Origin of the sequence: Microbacterium sp. 22296 (assembly GCF_052045385.1) — a bacterium.
GTDB lineage: Bacteria > Actinomycetota > Actinomycetes > Actinomycetales > Microbacteriaceae > Microbacterium.
On record NZ_JBQEOS010000001.1, the window covers coordinates 86,403 to 102,714 of the forward strand.

Consider the following 16,312-nt stretch of genomic DNA (forward strand, 5'->3'; position numbering starts at 1 on the left):
CGGTCAGGGCGTCGGAGTGGCGGGCGGGGCGAAGATCCCCGGCCACCAGGCGGCGGCGAGCGGGTAGCCGACGAAAGCGATGACGTCGATGACGGTGTGCGCCACGACCAGCGGCATGACCCGTCCCCACCGCTTGTAGCACCACCCGAACACCAGCCCCATGACGACGTTGCCGAGCGCCGAGGGCCATCCCTGATACAGGTGATAGCTCCCCCGCAGGAGTGCGGTCGACACGATGACCCCCGTCCACGACCAACCCAGGCGGCGCAGCCGGTCGAAGAGGTATCCGAGGAAGATGACCTCCTCGGTGAGACCGGCGCGCAGCGCCGCGAGCACGAGCAGCGCGATGACCCACCATGACGAGTCGAGCGGCGCGGGCACGACGGCGATGCTCTGGCCGATCGCCCGGCCCACGGCGTACACCCCGATACCGGGGGCGCCGATCAACAGGACGAGCGCGAGCCCTCGAAGCACGTCGGACCCGAACCGACGGAAGTCGAGACCGATGCGTCGCAGGGCGTTGCCGGCCGGTTCCCACAGCAGGTAGATCGCGACGGCGACGAGGGCCAGCGAGAAGAAGATGTCGAGGAACTGGTAGATGGCGTCCCACAGCGGCTCGGCACTGCGCGAGGGGTTCAGCTGCGTCTGCTGCTGCGAGATGGGCGCCCGCGTCGCCGCCCGCACGAACGACACGACCGAGTAGATCGCGGACTGGCCGACGCTGATGAGCAGAACGAGGACGACCTCCCACGCCAGCCTCCTGCGCGCGTAGCCGTCGGAGCGCTCGATGGGTGAGGGGAAGGGGCCGAGCGTCTCTGCCGACGTCGACAGGTCAGCCGCACCGGAGTGCGTGGCCGAGGGGTGCCGGGACATGGGAGACATTCAACACCGCGCGATCGAGACGGACCTATGGGATGCCGATGAGCGCTCGCGCGGGAAGAGCGAGGCCGAGGAGCGACGACCCGCGGGATTGTCAAAATGCTCGGATGAGCGCGCAGGAGATTAAAGGTCTGTAACGAAACATCCAAATGTTTTGACCATCAGGTGACATGTACCTATCGTTTCGGTATCCACGGCTCCCCCCGGCTGTTCTGCGCGGTGGGGTGCTCGTCAACCTTGCACTGGAGGCAAAGTGTCTGAAAAGACCCGGCGCGCACGCGCCCTCACGGCGGGAGCAGGAGTCGCGGTCGCGGCTCTGGCGCTCGCCGGATGCACCACCACCGCCACGCCCGAGGGCGAATCGAACACGGGTGGCACGATCACGATCGCCACGACGAACGCGTTCACCTCGTTCAACGGCGACACCCCCGAGGCCAACCTCGACACCAACGGCATGGTCGGCTACCTGACCGGTGTCAGCGGCGGTCTCGGCCTCGGTGGCTTCCAGCGCCTCGACAAAGACTTCTCGGTCCTGAACAACACCGACTTCGGTACCTACGAGACCGTCTCGGAAGACCCTCTGACGGTCAAGTACACCCTCAACGAGGGACTGACCTGGTCGGACGGCGAGCCCATCAACGCCGACGACATGCTCGTCAGCTGGGCCATCAACTCGGGCTACTACAACGACGCGATCCTCGACCCGGCGACCGGTGACGTCACCAACGGCGGCACGCAGTACTTCAGCCTCGCGGGCAGCACCGCCGGCCTCGACACGACCGCGTTCCCCGAGATCGGCGACGACAACATGTCGATGACGCTGACCTACTCGACGCCGTACGTCGACTACGAGCTCGTCAACCCGATCGGCAAGCCGGCTCACGTGCTCGCCGAGAAGGCCGGAGTGTCCGAGGCCGACTTCATCGAGCTGCTCAAGACGCTCCCCAAGGGCGACACCGCCGCTCCGGTCGCCCCGAACGCGACCCTGAAGGCCGCCGCCGACTTCTGGAACACCGGCTACGACGTCACCGCGATGCCGACCGATGAGAGCCTGCTCGTCGCGAGCGGTCCGTTCATCGTGACCGACTTCACCCCCGAGCAGAGCATCACGCTGGGCAAGAACCCCAACTACAAGGGCGAGATGTCGCCCTCGTACGACCAGCTGATCATCCGCTTCATCGGCGACTCCAACGCGCAGGTCACCGCCCTCCAGAACGGTGAGGTCCAGGCCATCCAGCCGCAGGCCTCCGCCGACACGCTGACCGCGCTCGAGAACGCGAACGCCACGGTCCACTCGGGCAACCAGCTCGCCTACGACCACGTCGACCTCAGCTTCGGCGGCGTCTTCGCCGACGCGAACGTCCGCGAGGCCTTCCTCAAGACGATCCCGCGCCAGCAGATCCTCGAGTCGATCGTCACGCCGGTCAACCCCGACGCCGAGGTCCTGAACTCGCAGATCTTCCTCCCCACCGAGGGCGACCAGTACACCACCGCCGTCGCGGCCAGCGGCTACGACGCCTTCACCGAGCCCGACATCGAGGGTGCCAAGGCTCTGCTGAACGGTGCGACCCCGACGGTGCGCATCCTGTACAACACCAACAACCCGAACCGTGTCGACAGCTTCCGCGCCATCCAGCAGTCGGCGCAGCAGGCCGGTTTCGTGATCGAGGACGCCGGTTCGCCCGACTGGAGCTCGCTGCTCGGCAGCGGCAGCTACGACGCGTCGATCTTCGGTTGGGTCTCGCCCGGTGCGGGCAACGCCGCGCTCCCGCAGATCTTCAAGACCGGCGGTGGCGGAAACTACAACAACTACAGCAACAGCGCCGTCGACACGCTCGTCGACGAGAGCCAGGTGACGGTCGACGCCGACGCGCTCGCTGACATCAAGGTGCAGATCGACACGGCGACGGCGAAGGACTTCTACGGTCTTCCGCTCTTCCAGTCGCCGGGTCTGTTCGCCGACAACGGTTCCGTGACGGGTGTCGACTACTTCGGCGGCCAGACCGGCATCGTGTGGAACGCCCAGGAGTGGACGCTGGCGGGTTGATGACCCGTTGAGCTCACGTGAGGCGCCGGAGTCGCTCGGCTCCGGCGCCTCACTTCGCGTGCGTGCAGCGCCGTTTCGCCACGCCCGCGACTATCCTGTCCAGGGCGCCTTTTCGGCGCCCGTCACCCGATCGAAAGAAGACCTCCCGCGATGGTCGGATTCATTCTCAGGCGCATCGCCGTCTCGATCCTGGTTCTCCTTGCCGCATCGTTCATCATGTACGTGCTCGCCGCCAACTCCGGCGACCCGCTCCAGGACCTCCGCGACAGCACCGCCGCCAACCGCGATCAACTGATCGCCGCGCGCGTCGCCGCGCTCGACCTCAGCGTCCCCGCCCCTCTGCGCTACTTCCTGTGGCTCGGCGGCGCCGCTGGCTGCCTCATCCCGTTCGCGGGAACCTGCGACCTCGGCCTGACGATCAGCAACGCCCCCGTGCTCGACATCCTGCCCACCGCGGTGGGTTCCACCCTTCAGCTCGTGACGGCGTCGTTCGTGCTGGCCATCGTGCTCGGCATCGTCGTCGGCGTCGTGTCGGCTCTCCGCCAGTACAGCGGATTCGACTTCGGCATCACCCTGCTGAGCTTCTTCCTCTTCTCCCTGCCGTCGTTCCTCGTCGCGGTCCTCCTGAAGGAGTTCCTGGCCCTCGGGTTCAACAGCTTCCTCGAATCGGCGACATCGATCCCGATCTGGCTGATCGTGCTGCTCGCCGTCGTCGCGGCGGTGATCTGGCAGGCCATGATCGGCGGCTCGGCGCGTCGACGCGCGATCGTCGCCGGCACCGCCGCCGCGGCGACGATCGCCCTGCTGGTCTACTTCAACGTCACCGACTGGTTCCGAAACCCCGGTTTCGGCCCGGTCGGCCTCCTCCTGCTGATCGGCGGAGTGGTCGTCATCACCACCGCGCTCATCTCGGGCCTGTCGAACCGCCGTGCGCTGATCGTCGCCGCCGGCAACGGTGCGATCTCGTACATCGCCTACTACGTCCTGCAGGGACTGTTCGACATCTCCACGGTCCCCACGATCATCATCCTGATCGTCGTGGCCGTCGCGGTGGGCCTCATCACCGGGTACCTCGTCGGTGCGCCCGACCGCGGGATGACGGCGCGCATCGGCGCACTCGTCGCGTTCTTCTCGTTCGCTCTCGTCGTGCTCGACCGCTACATGCAGTCGTGGCCCGCATACGTCGACAATCCCCGCATCAACGGTCGCCCGATCGCCACGGTCGGCGCCGCGACTCCGGGGTTCAGTGGCGACATGTGGATCAGCGGCATCGACACGTTCACGCACCTGCTGCTGCCGACCATCTCGCTGCTGCTGATCTCGTTCGCGGGGTACACCCGATACGCCCGTGCGGGCATGCTCGAGGTGATGAACCAGGACTTCATCCGCACGGCGCGCGCGAAGGGTCTCCCCGAGCGCACCGTCGTCATGCGTCATGGTCTTCGCAACATGTTGATCCCCATCGTGACCCTGATCGCCACCGACGTGGGAGCCCTCCTGGGTGGTGCCGTCATCACGGAGCGAGTGTTCGCCATCCCCGGCATGGGCCAGCTGTTCGTCACCTCGATCCAGCGCGTGGACGTCAACCCGGTGATGGGCTACTTCATCGTCATCGCCATCACCGCCATCGTGTTCAACTTCCTGGCCGATCTCGCGTACGCGGCGCTCGACCCCCGCGTGCGAGTCGTCGCATGATCGCCGCCGTCCGATTCCCGGAGGTCTCCGCATGACCCAGATGCTCCCCGAGCCCGCGAACGTGGATGCTCCGGCTCCCGCAGACGAACGCAACACCGTCGGCGTGAGTCAGGGACGACTCGTCCTGCGGCGTTTCCTTGCGAACAAGATCGCCGTCGTCTCCGGCGTCCTGTTCCTCCTGCTGGCCGTCTTCTCCGTGTCGGCGATCGGCCTCGGCCCGATCCCCGGGTGGTGGAAGTACGACTTCACGACGCTGAACCCGCAGAACAACAGCGGGGCACCGACCCTGTCGGTGTTCCCCTTCGTGTGGGGCGACCACCCGTTCGGGCAGGACCGGATCGGCATCGACTACTTCGCCATGACGATGCGTGGCATCCAGAACTCGATCCTGGTCATGCTGGTGATCAGCGTCGTCGGCACCACCGTCGGCACCGTGATCGGAGCCCTCGCGGGGTACTACCGCGGGTGGGTGGACGCCGTGCTCATGCGCATCACCGACGTCTTCATCGTCATCCCGATCATCGTCATCGGTGCCGTCGTCGGTCGCGCCACGGGCGGTCTGGGCGTCGTCCCGCTGGCGTTCTTCCTCGCCATGATCTCGTGGACGACGATCGCGCGCCTGGTGCGTGCCGAGTTCCTCTCGCTTCGCGAGCGCGAGTTCGTGGAGGCCGCGCGCGTGGCCGGAGCCAGCGACGCCCGGATCATCTTCAAGCACATCCTGCCCAACGCCATCGGCGTCGTGATCGTGGCGGCGACGCTGCTCGCGGCCTCGGCGATCCTCCTCGAGACCGCGCTGAGCTACCTGCAGCTCGGTGTGCGCGCGCCCGATGTGTCGCTGGGTCTGATCATCTCCGACAATCAGTCGGCGTTCTCGACCCGCCCCTGGCTGTTCTGGTGGCCGGCCGTCTTCATCGTGTTGCTCGCCGTGCTCGTCAACTTCGTCGGCGACGGACTGCGCGACGCCTTCGACCCGCGTCAGAAGCGCTTCTCTCTGCGTCGCACCAAGGAGCAGGCCGGTTCGTCCGTCACGGCTCCCGCGAGCACGCAGGCGCGGGTGCACCCGGAGACACCGTCGTCATGACGACCGTCTCCGCGTGGGCGTCACGCGAGTGCGACCGCCGCGATGACACCGACCGCGCCGAGCACGAGCAGCACTACGTTGTCGACACGAGCGGTGACGGCGACGGGGGTCATTTCCGCCTTGCCCGCCTCGATGCGACCGGCGTCGCGGAGCGCGTACCAGCGGGTGCGCACCATCTCGGCCGCGCGCCCGGAATCGGTGTTCGGAAGGTCGCCGGGGCGCACCTGCGGCGTGGACGCACTCTCGCTCCGGCGATGAGCTCGGGCGGCGCGCAGCGAGCCGGCGGCTCCGGGCGACGGTGCGGCGGTGACGCTGATGCGACGGTGAGGGGTGTGCAGCTGCAGAGCATAGCGGGTGTCGACGTGCACGAGCGCGGACCACGGCACGCGGTAGCGCAGAGCGATGTTGTCGACCTGGACTCCCTCGTCGTCGACCGATACCGAGGGCGACCACAGGATGCCAGCCACCAGCGCCGCCGCTCCCAGCGCGCCCACGACGACCAGAGCAGGGGCGTCCGTGGCGGCAGGGGTCACGAGCAGTCCGATCGCCACGACGGCGATGATCGCCCACACGATCCCGCACAAGACCCGGGTGAACGTCGAACGGAACGTCTGGCGTGGCATCCCTCGATTCTTTCATTCCCCGATCACTCCCTCCCGCTCGGCGGGAACGAGAGGACAATCTCATGAGCACGACCGAGAAGTCCGGCATCCCCGCCCTGGAGATGACCGATGTCAGCGTCGACTTCGCCGTCGACGACGTGTGGGTCCCCGCGGCGAAGCATCTGACCTACTCGATCGCTCGCGGCCAGGTCGTCGCGGTGGTGGGCGAGTCCGGTTCCGGCAAGAGCGTCAGCTCGATGGCCGTGCTCGACCTGCTTCCGCGCAACAGCCGCGTCACCGGCAGCATCAAGGTGAACGGTCGCGAGGTGACCGGCTTGTCGACCGCTCAGATGCGACAGCTCCGCGGTCCTGAGGTCGCGGCGATCTTCCAGGAGCCGATGACGGCCCTGAACCCGGTGCTCACCGTCGGTTCGCAGATCATCGAGGCGCTGCGCGCCCACACCCCCATCGCCCCGACGCAGGCGAAGGCGCGGGCGCTCGAACTCCTCGAGATGGTGGGACTGCCCGATCCGGCGAAGGCGTTCGCGTCCTACCCGCACCAGCTCTCCGGTGGACAGCGTCAGCGCGCGATGATCGCCCAGTCCATCAGCCTCGAGCCCGCTCTGCTGATCGCCGACGAGCCGACCACCGCGCTCGATGTGACGGTGCAGGCGGAGATCCTCGACCTGATCCGCGATCTGCGCGACCGTCTCGACTCCGCCGTCCTCCTGATCACGCACGACATGGGCGTGGTGGCTGACCTCGCCGACTGGATCGTCGTGATGAAGTCGGGCGACATCGTCGAGCAAGGACCCGCCGCCCAGGTGCTCGGGTCGCCGCAGGATGCGTACACCAAGGAGTTGCTGGCCTCCGTGCCCCGTCTGGGCGAGACGCTGGAGGGCGAGTCCTCGGTCGACCTCGTCGAGGCTCTGGCCGCTGCCGTCGCAGAGGGGCCCGCCCGCACGGAGGCGCTGGCCCTCGCGGCCGCCGCCCCGGAGATCGCGCACCCGGTCCTGCAGCTCGACAACGTCTCGATCGAGTACGGCAAGAAGGGCCGTGTCGCGGCGTTCCGTGCCGTCGACGATGTCACGCTCGGCATCGCGGAGGGCGAGATCGTCGGTCTCGTCGGGGAGTCGGGCTCGGGCAAGTCCACCATCGGACGCGCCGCGATCGGCCTGCAGCCCATCGCCGACGGTCGGCTGGTGGTCGACGGTGTGGACATCTCGAGTGGATCGCGCAAGCTCATCAAGTCGCTGCGGCGCCGGGTGGGCATCGTGTTCCAAGACCCGTCGTCGTCGCTCAACCCGCGTCTGCCGATCGGCGAATCCATCGGCGAGCCGCTGTTGCTGGCCGGCGAGGCGAAGGGCGCGGCCCTCGATGCCCGGGTCGAGAAGCTCCTCGACGAGGTGCGCCTGCCTAAGAGCTACCGCAACCGCTACCCGCACGAGCTCTCGGGTGGACAGAAGCAGCGTGTCGGCATCGCCCGCGCCCTGTCGCTGCAGCCGCGTCTGCTCGTGGCCGACGAACCGACCAGCGCCCTCGACGTGTCGGTGCAGGCTCGCGTGCTCGAACTGCTGAGCGAGTTGCAGAAGGAGCACCGCTTCGCGTGCCTGTTCATCAGTCACGACCTGGCCGTGGTGGACGCCATGGCCGACCGCATCGTCGTGCTCAACCGCGGCAAGATCGCGGAACAGGGCACGCGCGACGAGATCCTCCGCGCGCCGAAGGAGCCCTACACCCAGCGCCTCATCGCCGCGATCCCCGTTCCCGACGTCGAGGTCCAGGCCGCTCGCCGCGAGCTGCGCCACGAGCTGCTGAAGAACACACCGGCATCCTGAGGACGCACGGGAGGGGCGGGGTCCGCGCGGATTCCGCCCCTCTGTGCTGCCTGCCAGCCTCCGACGCGACCGCCCGGTAGACTGCGAAGGCCCGATTCCGGGCGCCACCCCGAATTTTCCTGGAGACCCTCCATGGCGCACGCCCTTCGTCCTGACCTCCGCAACGTCGCGATCGTCGCGCACGTCGACCACGGCAAGACGACCCTCGTCGATGCCATGCTCCGCCAGACCGGCTCGTTCGGTGACCACGCGCACGTCGAGGAGCGCGCGATGGACTCGAACGACCTCGAGCGCGAGAAGGGCATCACGATCCTCGCCAAGAACACGGCGATCACGTACAACGGTGCCCACACCGACGTGCCGGTGACGATCAACGTCATCGACACCCCCGGCCACGCCGACTTCGGCGGCGAGGTCGAGCGCGGCCTGTCGATGGTCGACGGCGTCGTGCTGCTCGTCGACGCGTCCGAGGGCCCGCTGCCCCAGACCCGCTTCGTGCTGCGCAAGGCCCTCGAGGCCAAGCTCCCCGTCATCCTGCTGGTCAACAAGACCGACCGTCCCGACGCGCGCATCGCCGAGGTCGAGGAGGAGGCGCACGACCTTCTGCTGGGCCTGGCGTCCGACCTCGTCGACGACGTGCCCGACCTCGACGTCGACGCCCTGCTCGACGTGCCGGTGGTCTACGCCTCGGGTCGTGCGGGTGCTGCGTCGCTCAACCGTCCCGACAACGGTTCTCTGCCCGACAACGACGACCTCGAGCCGCTGTTCGGCGCGATCCTCGAACACGTGCCCGCCCCGTCCTTCGACGACGAGGCGCCGCTGCAGGCGTGGGTCACCAACCTCGACTCGAGCCCGTTCCTCGGTCGCCTCGCGCTGCTGCGCGTGTTCAACGGCACGCTGAAGAAGGGCCAGACCGTGGCCTGGGTGCGTGCCGACGGCACCACCAGCAACGCCCGTATCACCGAGCTGCTCAAGACCCGCGCCCTCGAGCGCTACCCGGCAGAAGACGCCGGCCCCGGCGACATCGTCGCCATCGCCGGTTTCCCCGACATCACGATCGGCGAGACCATCGCCGACCCCGAAGACGTGCGCCCGCTCAAGGCGATCACCGTCGACGACCCCGCCATCTCGATGACGATCGGCACCAACACCTCGCCGCTCATGGGCAAGGTGAAGGGCCACAAGCTCACCGCACGCATGGTGAAGGACCGCCTCGACCGCGAGCTCATCGGCAACGTCTCGCTCAAGGTCGTCGACATCGGACGCCCGGACGCGTGGGAGGTGCAGGGCCGTGGCGAGCTGGCCCTCGCGATCCTCGTCGAGAACATGCGTCGCGAGGGCTTCGAGCTCACCGTCGGCAAGCCCCAGGTGGTCACCAAGCGCGGCGAAGACGGCAAGCTCAAGGAGCCCTTCGAGCACCTCACGATCGACGCCCCCGAGGAGCACCTCGGTGCGATCACGCAGCTCATGGCCGCCCGCAAGGGCCGCATGGACAACATGACCAACCACGGCACCGGCTGGGTGCGTATGGAGTTCGTCGTCCCCTCGCGCGGCCTCATCGGTTTCCGCAGCGAGTTCCTCACGATCACGCGCGGCACCGGTATCGCCAACGCGATCTCGCACGGCTACGACGACTGGGCGGGGTCGATCACCACGCGTCAGAACGGCTCGATCGTCGCCGACCGCATGGGCGTCGTGACTCCGTTCGCGATGATCGCCCTGCAGGAGCGCATGAGCTTCTTCGTGCAGCCCACCGAAGAGGTCTACGAGGGCATGGTCATCGGCGAGAACTCGCGCGCCGACGACATGGACGTCAACATCACGAAGGAGAAGAAGCTCACGAACATGCGTTCGTCGACCTCCGACTCCTTCGAGTCGATGACGCCCCCGCGCCTGCTCACCCTCGAGGAGTCGCTCGAGTTCGCCCGTGACGACGAATGCGTCGAGGTCACGCCCGAGAAGGTGCGTATCCGCAAGGTCGAGCTCGACGCGACCGCGCGCGGCCGCAGTGCCTCGCGCCTGAAGCGTCAGGATGCCAACGCGTAAGCGTTCGTCGCTAGAAACGGCCCCGCCCAGCCTCGCGCTCGGCGGGGCCGTTCCGTCGTCGCGGCGGTGCGACGGCGCGCGGGTTCCGTTCGCGGCGAGGTCATGCCGGGCCGCCGAGTGTCCCGAACACCCGGATGTTCTCTCGAGGCTCCGGGTGTCGTGGACAGTCACCCCGCGGAAGCCGGGGATCCCGCGCCCTCCCGGAGCACCTTCGCCAGGGGCCGACCCTTCGCCAGTTCGTCGACGACCTTGTCGAGCACCCGGATGCGGTACATGAGGGGGTCCTGGATCTCCTCGACCCGGATGCCGCAGATCCTGCCCGTGACCAGGTCGGCGCGCGGGGTGAGCGTCGCTTCGTCGAAGAACTCGCGGAACGTCGTCGTCCCGCTCGCGTGACGGGCGAGCTGTTCGTCGTCGAAGCCCGTCACCCAGCGGATCACGGCGTCCAGCTCCTCCTTGCTGCGCCCCTTGTGCTCCACTTTCGCGAGGTAGAGCGGGTAGACGGCCGAGAACGCGACGCCGAAGATGCGTGACATGCTCGCACGATAGTCCGCCTCCCCGCCCCCGTCGACCGGCCCTGCCTGGCGGCGAGGTTCGCTTTCGAAGAGACGTCGTGTGCGAACCCGCGTGCGCGGCGTGTCCTGGGCACGCGACGAATCAGAGCGGGTCAGTGCGACTCGACCACGCACACCGCGCTCATGCCGGCCGTGAGCGCCTCGAAGACGTGCGGGGCATCACCGGGATATGAGAGGTAGTCGCCGGGCGACAGGTCGTACGGGTCGTCGGCGGGACCCACGCGCCCGCGTCCGGTGACCATCACGAGGTGTTCGACCGTGCCCCGGGGGTGCGGGTCGGACACCCGCGGTGAACCCGGTTCGGCGCTGAGCAGGTAGATGTCGCGGCGCGCGTGCGGAGGGCTCGCCGACAGCAGGACGGCGAGGTAGTCGGATGCCGACGAGGGCACCGCCGTCGCGGCCTCTCCCGCGCGGATCAGCGTGGGGGAGCGGACCCCTTCGTCGACCAGCACGGCGAAGGGCACCTCGAGGGCGGACGCCAGAGCCCAGAGGGTCTCGACGCTGGGGTTGCCCCCGCCGTTCTCGAGCTGCGACACCGTCGCCTTCGCGACGCCGGCACGGCGGGCGAGCTCCGAGACGCTGAGATCGCGCCGTTCTCGTTCGCGTCGGAGGGTCGTCGCGATCCGGTCGCCGAGATCCGTCATGCGTTCATTATGCTCACCGATCGTTCGACTTGACGAACGCCGCGTCGTCGTTCACGATGATGTCCATGCGTTCGTTCCACCGAACACCCGAGGGCGCGGCCTCCCGCCAGGGTCTCGCCGTCGCCCTGGCGACCAGCGCCTACGGCATCTCGTTCGGCGCGCTGTCGGTGGCATCCGGACTCGACGTCTGGCAGACCTGCGTGCTCAGCCTGCTGATGTTCACCGGTGGGTCGCAGTTCGCCTTCGTCGGCGTCATCGCGGCCGGTGGTCTTGCCGCGGCCCCGGCGGCGATCGCCTCGTCGGCGCTGCTCGGGGTGCGCAACGCGGCCTACGCGATGCGCATGGCGCCGGTCGTCGGCGGCGGAGCGTGGCGGAAGGCGGCCGCGGCGCAATTCACGATCGACGAATCCGTCGCCGTGGGCCTGTCGCAGGACACCCCGCGCGCTCGCCAGGCGGGCTTCTGGGTCACCGGCGTCGCCATCTGGCTGGGCTGGAACGTCTCCACGCTGATCGGCGCCCTGCTCGGCGACGTTCTGGGCGACCCCCGTACCTACGGCCTCGACGCCGCCGCAGCCGCCGCCTTCCTCGCCCTGCTGTGGCCACGACTGCGCGGGCGTCAGCCATTGGCCGTCGCCGCCGGTGCCGCGGTGGTCGCGGCCCTCCTCACGCCGTGGCTCATGCCGGGCATCCCCGTCATCGCCGCTGCCGCGGTCGCCGTCGTCGTAGGCCTGTTCGATCCGAGTCGCCCCACTCCGGCCCCGTCCGGTACGCCCGAAGAGAAGGGGATGCCGTGACCCTGTGGAACGCGGTGCTCGTCGCATCCGTCATCTGCGTCGCGCTGAAGGCGGTGGGGTATCTGCTTCCCGCCCACTGGCTCGATGCGCCGCGCCCCGCACGGGTCGCCGACCTGCTGACCGTGGCGCTTCTGGCCGCGCTCGTGATGGTGCAGTCCCTCGCCGCGGGGCCGGCGATCATCGTGGACGCGCGGCTCCCGGCCGTGGCCTTGGCGGCCCTGCTCCTGTGGGCGCGAGCGCCGTTCCTCGTGGTCGTCGCCGGCGCGGCGGTGACGGCGGCGCTTCTGCGGCTGTGGGGGTGGGCGGCGTGACCGCGCGAACGGCCGCTCGATAGCGGGGGGACTTCACGAGGCCGTCCCGTTGTCAGCCGCACCATGGGCGCCCGCTCCTAGACTGACGCGGTGAGTTCCATGATTCTGCGGATCATCGGGTGGGCCGTCGCCTTCTTGATCGGCGCGTTCTACGGCACGGCGGGAACGGTCGGCCAGGCGTTCCTCGTCGGGCCCGTCCCGGTCGGGCTGATCCTCGCCACTGCCGGGAGCGCCGCGCTGCTGGTCGCGCTTCGCACGCTCACCGGTGATCGGATCAACGCCCTCGCGGGCGGTCTCGGGATCACCGCCGCCACCTTCCTCTTCTCCCAGGTGGGTCCGGGGGGCTCGGCGATCGTCGCTGCTCCGACGGCCGGGACGGAGTGGGTTCCGCTGGTGTGGACCGTCGTGGGGCCGGCGCTCATGGTGCTCGTCGCGATGTGGCCCGACTTCTCGCGACTGCGCGCCGCCTCCTCCCCGGCACCCTCTCGACCCGCCGAATCATAGGTCCCCGGCCTCGCTGCGGGGCCCGGTTCCCCGGCGCGATTAGACTGAGCGGGTGACTTACGTGATCGCCCTCCCGTGTGTCGATGTCAAGGACCGCGCCTGCATCGACGAATGCCCCGTCGACTGCATCTATGAGGGTGAGCGATCGCTCTACATCCACCCCGACGAATGCGTCGACTGCGGTGCGTGCGAGCCGGTCTGCCCCGTCGAGGCCATCTACTACGAAGACGACCTTCCCGAAGAGTGGTCCGACTACTACAAGGCCAATGTCGAATTCTTCGACGACATCGGCTCGCCCGGTGGAGCCGCGAAGGTGGGCGTGATCGCGAAGGATCACCCCGTCATCTCGCAGCTGCCCCCGCAGAGCCACTGAGCCGTGGGCGTCGCCGACCTCGCCGACTACCCCTGGGACGCCGTCGCCCCCTACGCGGAACGCGCTCGGCGACACCCTGACGGCATCGTCGACCTGTCGATCGGCTCACCCGTCGATCCCACTCCGGCCGTCGTCGCCGCGGCCCTGGCCGACGCGACCGATGCGCACGCGTACCCGCAGACCGCGGGCACACCGGCGCTGCGCGAGGCGATCGCCGAGTGGTATCACCGCCGGCGCGGAGTGCCGGGCCTCGACTCCTCCCACGTGCTGCCCACGGTCGGCTCGAAGGAGCTCGTGGCGCTGCTCCCGTTGCTGCTCGACCTCGGCCCCGGTGACGCCGTCGTGCATCCCCGTGCCGCCTACCCCACCTATGAGGTCGGTGCCCGTCTCGTGGGCGCCGAGCCCGTGGCATCCGACGATCCGGCCGAATGGCCCGCCCACGCGAGGCTCGTGTGGATCAACTCGCCCGGCAATCCCGACGGACGCGTGCTCTCCACGGGCGAACTGCGGGATGCCGTGGCGCGGGCGCGCGAGATCGGTGCCGTCCTGGCATCCGACGAGTGCTACGCCGAACTCGGGTGGGACGCGCCGTGGGACACCGAGCGCGTACCCAGCGTGCTCGACCCGTCCGTCGTGGGCGACGACCTGACCGGCGTGCTGTCGGTGTACTCGCTCAGCAAGCAGTCGAACCTCGCCGGGTATCGCGCGGCGTTCCTGGCTGGAGACCCGGCGCTCGTGGCGCGGCTGCTGACCGGGCGCAAGCACCTCGGACTCATGCCCCCCGCGCCCGTCCAGCGGGCGATGACCGTCGCGCTCGGCGACGACGCCCATGTCGCCGCGCAGCGCGCGCTGTACGCCCGCCGTCGCGCCGTGCTCAAGCCCGCCGTCGAGGCGGCCGGCTTCACCATCGACCGCAGCGAGGGCGGCCTCTACCTGTGGGCGACCGAGGGGCGCGACGCGTGGGAGAGCGTGGGACGCCTGGCCGAACTCGGCATCCTGGTCGGACCCGGGCATTTCTACGGCGAGCACTTCCCGAACCACGTGCGGTTCTCGCTCACGGCCACCGATGAGCGGATCGCGGCGGCAGCGGAGCGGCTCCGGGCGTAGGCGCCGCGCCTGGTCACGACCCTCTCGTACGGGGTCGCCCGTGCACGCCGCTCGACGTGCACAGGAGGATCCCTCCATTCGATGGGGACATCCTTTGGCGGTGTCGTCTGTACGTCGGCGTGACTACTAGGCTGTAAAAGCACTGTGCTCGGGTCACCCACCCGTGTGCGTGCCGACCCGGATGACACACCCGTGGCATCCACCGGTCGACAGGACGCGGGGGCCTCAGGACCCGCGATCGACCACACGGGCGACCAGAAATCGCAAGGAGGCGCGGTGAGCGACGCGGGTACGCAGCACGACAAGGCCACCCTCACGGTGGGGGGTTCCACCGCCGAATTCCCGGTGCTGCGCGGCACCGACGGTGTGCCGAGCATCGACATCGCGTCGCTGACCAAGCAGACCGGTCACACGACCCTCGACTACGGCTTCGTGAACACCGCGTCGACGAAGTCGGACATCACCTACATCGACGGTGATCAGGGCATCCTGCGCTACCGCGGATACCCCATCGAACAGCTCGCGCAGAATAGCACCTACCTCGAGGTGGCGTGGCTGCTCATCTACGGCGAGCTGCCCTCGGCGTCCGAGCTGGCGTCGTTCGACGAGCGCATCCGCCGTCACACCCTGCTGCACGAGGACCTGAAGCGCTTCTTCTCGTCGCTGCCCCCGACCGCGCACCCCATGTCGGTGCTGTCGGCCGCGACCGCCGCGCTGTCGACCTACTACGAGGCCGAGTCCGACCCGCACAACCCCGAGCACGTCGAGCTGAACACGGTGCGCATGCTCGCCAAGCTCCCCGTGATCGCGGCCTACGCGCACAAGAAGAGCATCGGGCAGGCCTTCCTGTACCCCGACAACTCGCTCGGGTTCGTCGACAACTTCCTCAAGCTGAACTTCGGAGTGCTCAGCGAGCTGTACGAGGTCAACCCCGTCATGACGAAGGCGCTCGACCTTCTGCTCATGCTCCACGCCGACCACGAGCAGAACGCGTCGACCTCGACCGTGCGTCTGGTCGGTTCGACCGGGGCCAATCAGTTCGCGTCGATCTCCGCCGGCATCCAGGCCCTTTCCGGTCCCCTCCACGGCGGCGCGAACGAGGCCGTCCTGCAGATGCTCGGCCGCATCCGCGATTCCGGCGAGAGCGTCGAGCGCTTCGTCGAGCGGGTCAAGAACAAAGAAGACGGCGTCAAGCTCATGGGCTTCGGCCACCGGGTCTATAAGAACTACGACCCGCGGGCGAAGCTCGTCAAGGGTGCCGCAGACGAGGTGCTCGAGGCCCTCGGCGTCAGCGATCCGCTGCTCGATCTCGCGAAAGAACTCGAGCAGATCGCCCTCGAAGACGATTACTTCAAGGAGCGTCGCCTCTACCCGAACGTCGACTTCTACACCGGCGTGATCTACAAGGCGATGGGCTTCCCGACGCGCATGTTCACGGTGCTGTTCGCCATCGGGCGCCTCCCCGGCTGGCTCGCCCAGTGGCGCGAGGCCATCACCGACCCGCAGACGAAGATCGGTCGCCCGCAGCAGCTGTACACCGGCGCCGCCGAGCGCAACTACCCCGGGGTCTGACCCCGTCTGAAACGCCCCGTCCCTCTCGCGAGGGGTGGGGCGTTTCGTCATTGCGAGCCGTGTCCCACTTTGTGCGGGTTGAGGGGTCTCCAGCTCGCCGAAAGTGGGACATGGTCGGTGCATTTCGGGACATGCTCGCCTGGTCGCCTGGTGGCCGGTTGGCCGGTTGGCCGGTTGGCCGGTTGGTCGGTTGGTCGCCTGGTCGCCTGGTCCGCCTGGTCCGCCTGGCCGGCGGGGCGGAGGG

General features: G+C 68.6%; 15 protein-coding genes. 11 read left to right on the forward strand and 4 right to left on the reverse strand.

Annotated features, from left to right (window positions below):
• Positions 1 to 3 precede the first annotated feature (3 nt).
• Positions 4 to 873: a CPBP family intramembrane glutamic endopeptidase gene (locus tag ACTJJP_RS00415; RefSeq protein WP_440773096.1), complete on the reverse strand. Its 870-nt coding sequence runs from the start codon at positions 871 to 873 to the stop codon at positions 4 to 6.
• Between the two features lie 259 nt (positions 874 to 1,132).
• Here ACTJJP_RS00415 and ACTJJP_RS00420 point away from each other — a divergent pair, with 259 nt between their 5' ends.
• The 3 genes from ACTJJP_RS00420 to ACTJJP_RS00430 all read left to right on the forward strand — a co-directional run bounded on the left by ACTJJP_RS00420 (position 1,133) and on the right by ACTJJP_RS00430 (position 5,702).
• A complete protein-coding gene (locus tag ACTJJP_RS00420) occupies positions 1,133 to 2,926 on the forward strand; it encodes an ABC transporter family substrate-binding protein (RefSeq protein WP_440773097.1) in 1,794 nt (597 codons plus the stop codon).
• A gap of 150 nt (positions 2,927 to 3,076) precedes the next feature.
• Positions 3,077 to 4,621 carry an ABC transporter permease gene (locus ACTJJP_RS00425; RefSeq protein ID WP_440773098.1) on the forward strand — a complete coding sequence of 515 codons (1,545 nt, stop codon included), beginning with the start codon at positions 3,077 to 3,079 and terminating at the stop codon, positions 4,619 to 4,621.
• 31 nt (positions 4,622 to 4,652) lie between these two features.
• Positions 4,653 to 5,702 carry an ABC transporter permease gene (locus ACTJJP_RS00430; protein WP_440773099.1) on the forward strand — a complete coding sequence of 350 codons (1,050 nt, stop codon included), beginning with the start codon at positions 4,653 to 4,655 and terminating at the stop codon, positions 5,700 to 5,702.
• A 20-nt stretch (positions 5,703 to 5,722) separates the two neighbouring features.
• Here the strand turns inward: ACTJJP_RS00430 and ACTJJP_RS00435 are convergent, their stop codons facing one another.
• Positions 5,723 to 6,325 (reverse strand): PH domain-containing protein, encoded by a 603-nt coding sequence (locus ACTJJP_RS00435; RefSeq protein WP_440773100.1) that lies wholly within the window; start codon positions 6,323 to 6,325, stop codon positions 5,723 to 5,725.
• Positions 6,326 to 6,387: 62 nt separating this feature from the next.
• Between ACTJJP_RS00435 and ACTJJP_RS00440 the strand changes: the two genes are divergently transcribed.
• Positions 6,388 to 8,142, forward strand: coding sequence for an ABC transporter ATP-binding protein (locus ACTJJP_RS00440; protein ID WP_440773101.1), 1,755 nt, complete (start codon positions 6,388 to 6,390; stop codon positions 8,140 to 8,142).
• Between the two features lie 132 nt (positions 8,143 to 8,274).
• Positions 8,275 to 10,188, forward strand: a complete 1,914-nt coding sequence (typA, locus tag ACTJJP_RS00445; protein ID WP_440773102.1) for a translational GTPase TypA — start codon at positions 8,275 to 8,277, stop codon at positions 10,186 to 10,188.
• Between the two features lie 167 nt (positions 10,189 to 10,355).
• Here typA and ACTJJP_RS00450 read toward each other — a convergent pair whose 3' ends face one another.
• Together ACTJJP_RS00450 and ACTJJP_RS00455 are read right to left on the reverse strand one after the other, a co-directional pair.
• Entirely contained in the window at positions 10,356 to 10,724 is a 369-nt protein-coding gene (locus ACTJJP_RS00450) for a DUF2200 domain-containing protein (RefSeq protein ID WP_440773103.1), read from the reverse strand.
• A gap of 131 nt (positions 10,725 to 10,855) precedes the next feature.
• On the reverse strand, positions 10,856 to 11,407 hold the full coding sequence (locus tag ACTJJP_RS00455) for a helix-turn-helix domain-containing protein (protein WP_440773104.1): 552 nt from the start codon (positions 11,405 to 11,407) through the stop codon (positions 10,856 to 10,858).
• A gap of 65 nt (positions 11,408 to 11,472) precedes the next feature.
• Between ACTJJP_RS00455 and ACTJJP_RS00460 the strand changes: the two genes are divergently transcribed.
• The 6 genes from ACTJJP_RS00460 to ACTJJP_RS00485 all read left to right on the forward strand — a co-directional run bounded on the left by ACTJJP_RS00460 (position 11,473) and on the right by ACTJJP_RS00485 (position 16,068).
• Entirely contained in the window at positions 11,473 to 12,201 is a 729-nt protein-coding gene (locus tag ACTJJP_RS00460; RefSeq protein ID WP_440773105.1) for an AzlC family ABC transporter permease, read from the forward strand.
• Positions 12,198 to 12,512: an AzlD domain-containing protein gene (locus ACTJJP_RS00465; protein ID WP_440773106.1), complete on the forward strand. Its 315-nt coding sequence runs from the start codon at positions 12,198 to 12,200 to the stop codon at positions 12,510 to 12,512. The genes ACTJJP_RS00460 and ACTJJP_RS00465 overlap by 4 nt, the downstream gene beginning before the upstream one ends.
• A gap of 99 nt (positions 12,513 to 12,611) precedes the next feature.
• Complete coding sequence (locus ACTJJP_RS00470) at positions 12,612 to 13,016, forward strand: histidinol dehydrogenase (protein WP_440773663.1); 405 nt, start codon at positions 12,612 to 12,614, stop codon at positions 13,014 to 13,016.
• Between the two features lie 52 nt (positions 13,017 to 13,068).
• Positions 13,069 to 13,389: a ferredoxin gene (gene fdxA, locus ACTJJP_RS00475; RefSeq protein WP_055953658.1), complete on the forward strand. Its 321-nt coding sequence runs from the start codon at positions 13,069 to 13,071 to the stop codon at positions 13,387 to 13,389.
• 3 nt (positions 13,390 to 13,392) lie between these two features.
• Positions 13,393 to 14,496, forward strand: a complete 1,104-nt coding sequence (gene dapC, locus ACTJJP_RS00480) for a succinyldiaminopimelate transaminase (RefSeq protein ID WP_440773107.1) — start codon at positions 13,393 to 13,395, stop codon at positions 14,494 to 14,496.
• A gap of 276 nt (positions 14,497 to 14,772) precedes the next feature.
• Complete coding sequence (locus ACTJJP_RS00485) at positions 14,773 to 16,068, forward strand: citrate synthase (protein ID WP_440773108.1); 1,296 nt, start codon at positions 14,773 to 14,775, stop codon at positions 16,066 to 16,068.
• Positions 16,069 to 16,312 lie beyond the last annotated feature (244 nt).